General features: G+C 41.5%; 2 protein-coding genes and 2 pseudogenes. All 4 read right to left on the minus strand.

Annotated elements, in window-relative coordinates:
- Window positions 1-479: pseudogene (locus BN338_RS06925) on the minus strand (peptidylprolyl isomerase); the annotation flags it as partial.
- An 18-nt stretch (window positions 480-497) separates the two neighbouring features.
- Window positions 498-1,090 (minus strand): annotated as a pseudogene (locus tag BN338_RS06930) (peptidylprolyl isomerase).
- Window positions 1,080-1,598 (minus strand): pantetheine-phosphate adenylyltransferase, encoded by a 519-nt coding sequence (gene coaD, locus BN338_RS06935; protein ID WP_039760396.1) that lies wholly within the window; start codon window positions 1,596-1,598, stop codon window positions 1,080-1,082. The pseudogene BN338_RS06930 and the gene coaD overlap by 11 nt, the downstream one beginning before the upstream one ends.
- Before the next feature lie 24 nt (window positions 1,599-1,622).
- Complete coding sequence (gene gyrA / locus BN338_RS06940) at window positions 1,623-4,406, minus strand: DNA gyrase subunit A (protein ID WP_039760397.1); 2,784 nt, start codon at window positions 4,404-4,406, stop codon at window positions 1,623-1,625.
- Window positions 4,407-4,588: the final 182 nt, after the last annotated feature.

Raw genomic sequence — 4,588 nt, forward strand, 5'->3', positions numbered from 1 at the left:
TAATCGCATCAGGATTCACAACAGGTTCACCGCGCTTAATTTTATCGATATTTCCATACCTTCAACGACTTCCCCCATATGGAGTATTGACGATCAAGCCACGGAGCATCCGCAAAACAAATAAAAAACTGCGAATTCGCAGAATTTGGATTCTGACTCCGCGCCATAGAAACTGTACCACGCTTATGAGAAAGATTTGAAAACTCTGCTGTTAAATTTGGTTTTTCTGAACCACCCATCCCCGCACGTGATAAATTGAATTTCTCACCATCCTTCTTTCCAAATTGCACATCCCCAGTCTGCGCCATAAAACCATCAATAACGCGATGAAAAATAACATTATCATAAGCACCTTCACGGACAAGTTCTTTAATACGTGCAACATGACAAGGCGCTAAATCAGCAAAAAGCTCAATAACAACTCTACCCTTTGTTGTTTCAAGAATCAAAGTATTCTCTAGATTTTTATTCTCAGACATATGGAAAACTCCTTTGATTTATTTCTCAATTTGTAAAGTAGCAGCATAAATAACATCAGGATTTGTTACAGATCCATTATTACTTGCGGTCCCTTTTTTAATTTATCAACAACATCCATCCCCTTTATAACTTCCCCAATAACCGTATACTGCCCATTTAAAAAAAGAGCATCGTCAAAACAAATGAAAAATTGAGAATTCGCGGAATCTGGATCTTGTGAACGTGCCATCCCAACAGTACCGCGCTTAAACGGCTGCTTTGAAAACTCAGCCGGTATATTGGGATAATTGGAACCTCCCATACCAACGCGTTTCAGATCAAAATCTCTACCATTTTTTTTTCCAAACTTTACATCACCAGTTTGTGCCATAAAGCCAGGAATAACACGATGAAAGACAACATTATTATAAGCTCCCTCCTCTGTTAGTTTTTTGATTTGCGCAACATGTTTGGGTGCTAAATCGGGAAGCAAACGAATAATAACATCACCATCTTTGAGAGATAAAACAAGGAGATTTGCATCATTCACTGTGCTAGAATTATCAGCAACAGCACGCAATGAAAAAAAACAAAAAACACATATCAAAACAGCAAAAATTCTACGAGACACAATGTTTCTCCCCTAAAGACTGAAATTTCGAGTGCAAAGCTTGTGCAATATTGAGCGGAACAAATGGCGTCACATCCCCTCCCATAGAAGCAATTTGACGGACCAATGTAGACGTTATCGCACGTCCAGAAACGCTTGCCGGCAAAAAAACAGTTTGCAATTCAGGAGCCATAATACCATTCATTCCTGCCATTTGCATTTCATAATCAAGATCAGTACCATCACGCAATCCACGAATGAGAAATGAAGCACCAACTTCACGCGCCTTCTCAATGAGAAGGTTGTTAAATGAAAGAACCTGCAACCGATTAAAATCTGCACCGAGCAAGTCTTTCCCTATCTGCGTAATGAAGCCAACACGCTCTTCAAAGCTAAAGAGTGTCTTTTTATTAGCTTGTATACCTATAGCAACGACCACCTTATCAGCTAACACAAAACACCCCTTCAAAACATCAAGATGACCGTTTGTAAGAGGATCAAAAGAACCTGCGTAAAGAGCAATTTTCATGATTTCACTCCATCCTCTTCAAAATTATTTTTCTTCACTCATATTAACCATATCGGAATGTTTCTCACCTTCATCCTCTAATGAACGCGTATCATCCTCAGATTCAGAAATACGCTCAACCGATACAACTCTTTCACCTTCGGCTGTATTAAAAATCGTCACGCCCTTAGTTGAGCGCCCAGCAGTACGAATTCCTTCAACAGGGACGCGAATAAGCTGTCCCCCATCTGAAACCAACATAATCTGATCTTGCGCTTTCACCGGAAAAGCCGCTACTAATTTACCAATTTCAGCTGTTTTAGATGGATCTGTTGCACGAATCCCTTTTCCGCCACGTCCCGAAATCCGGAATTCATAGGAAGAAGAGCGTTTACCATAACCAAATTCACTCACCGTTAAAAGCATTTGTTCACGTGCATGAAGTTCTGCATAGCGTTCATCTGTTAACTCTGTTTCACCCCCTCCATCTTCCTCATCAAGAGTGATAATATCTTCAACCTCAGCATCTGCGCCAGCAGCACGCCGTTCATTCATCACACGCTTAATATAAGCAGAACGCTCAATCGATGTCGCCTCGACATGCTCTAAGATTGTCATCGAAATCACTTTATCGCCTTTAGCCAAATTGATACCACGAACCCCCACAGAATTACGCCCTGCAAAGACACGAACATCCACAACTGGAAAACGAATACATTGTCCATTGGCTGTTGTGAGAACAACATCATCATGTTCGGTACAAGTTTCAACCGAAAGAATTTCATCTTCTTCATCAAGTTTCATTGCAATTTTACCATTACGATTAACCTGAACGAAATCTGATAACTTATTACGACGAACAGTCCCACGTGTTGTCGCAAACATAATATCCAATGCGCTCCAGCCTGCTTCATCTTCAGGTAAAGGCATAATCGTCGTAATGCGTTCGCCTTGTTGTAAGGGAAGCATATTAATCAAAGCTCTCCCACGCGATTGCGGCGTCCCCAACGGTAGTCTCCAAACTTTTTCCTTATAAACAATCCCACGTGATGAAAAGAAAAGAACCGGTGTATGCGTATTAGCGACAAACAACCGCGTTACAAAATCCTCATCCTTCGTGGACATACCAGAACGCCCCTTACCACCACGGCGCTGTGCACGATAGGTATTAAGAGGAACGCGCTTAATATAGCCACTATGGCTCACCGTTACCACCATATCCTCTGGCGCAATTAGATCTTCACTCTCCATCTCAGCGCTACCAAAGCCAAATACGGTACGCCGCGGCGTGGCAAATTCCTCACGAAGAGCACTCAACTCGTCCTTAACAATATGCATAATGCGTACACGCGATGCTAAGATATCAAGATAATCAGCAATATCCACGCCAATTTTATTCAATTCATCAGCAATTTCATCACGCCCAAGGGCTGTCAAGCGTTGCAAGCGCAATTCCAAAATAGCACGCGCCTGCTCTTCAGAGAGATTATAAGTATTATCCTCATGAATAATATGACGGGGATCATCAATAAGTTTAATCAAAGGTGCAACATCCATCGCTGGCCAGCGTCGCTCCATTAATTGCACGCGCGCTGTCTGCGGATCAGGAGCTTTGCGAATAAGCGCTATGATTTCATCAATATTGGCAACCGCTAGGGCAAGACCAACCAAAACATGAGCCCGCTCACGCGCTTTACGCAAAAGATATTTTGTTCGCCGACTGACAACCTCTTCCCGAAAAGCAACAAATGCACGAAGCATATCAAGCAACGTCATTTGTTCAGGCTTTCCCCCATTTAACGCAACCATATTACAACCAAAAGAAGTTTGCAGCGGCGTATAACGATATAATTGGTTTAAAACAACTTCCGCAACAACATCTTTCTTCAACTCAATAACGACACGATATCCATCACGATCAGATTCGTCACGCAAATCAGAGATTCCCTCAATGCGTTTATCACGCACCAATTCAGCCATTTTCTCAATCATCGCTGCCTTATTAACCTGATAAGGAATCTCACTCACAATGATTGCCTGTCGACCACTGCGAATTTCTTCAATATCAACTTTAGCACGCATAATGATAGAGCCACGCCCTATCTCATAAGCTGAACGGACACCAGAACGTCCAAGGATAATCCCCCCTGTAGGAAAATCTGGACCAGGAATAATTTCAATTATTTGATCGAGTGTGATATTGGGATTATCAATCAGAGCGATACAACCATCAACAACTTCACTAAGATTATGGGGCGGAATATTGGTTGCCATTCCCACAGCAATCCCCCCTGATCCGTTAACCAAAAGATTGGGAAAACGCGCTGGTAAGACAATCGGCTCACGTTCACGCCCATCATAATTATCCTGAAAATCAACTGTATCTTTATCAATATCAGCTAAAAGCTCTTCTGAAACTTTTTCTAAACGACACTCAGTATAGCGCATTGCCGCAGGAGGATCACCATCAACAGAGCCAAAATTCCCTTGTCCATCAATTAATGGATTCCTCAAAGAGAAGTCCTGCGCCATACGCACCAAAGCATCATAAATTGAAGCATCACCATGGGGATGGAATTTCCCCATAACCTCCCCAACAACACCAGCAGATTTACGATACGGCTTATTAAAAACAAGCCCCATCTCATTCATAGCATGAAGGATACGTCGATGAACAGGTTTAAGACCATCGCGGACATCAGGGAGTGCACGCGAGACAATTACGCTCATCGCATAATCGAGATAGGAGCGTTGCATTTCATCAATAATACTGATTGGCTCAATACCGCTCAGCACATCACGTTCTGGCTGTGGAGTAAGATCGGTCACAATTTTAAAACTTTCAAAAAAGAATCATTTCACTTTATTTATATCGATTTATATCGAAAAATACATAAAAATGCCAATTTCTCTCCCATAACAAAAAAGAAATTTAACAATATTTTTCAAGATGTTATTAATTGCTATTTAAAATTATCAATAATAATAAACAACTTCCACTTCGCTAAACT

Source organism: Bartonella queenslandensis AUST/NH15, assembly GCF_000312585.1.
Taxonomy (GTDB): domain Bacteria; phylum Pseudomonadota; class Alphaproteobacteria; order Rhizobiales; family Rhizobiaceae; genus Bartonella; species Bartonella queenslandensis_A.

Excerpts from the sequence above, each read along its gene's own strand:
- coaD (WP_039760396.1), bottom strand. The coding sequence starts at position 1,598 with ATGAAAATTGCTCTTTACGCAGGTTCTTTTGATCCTCTTACAAACGGT.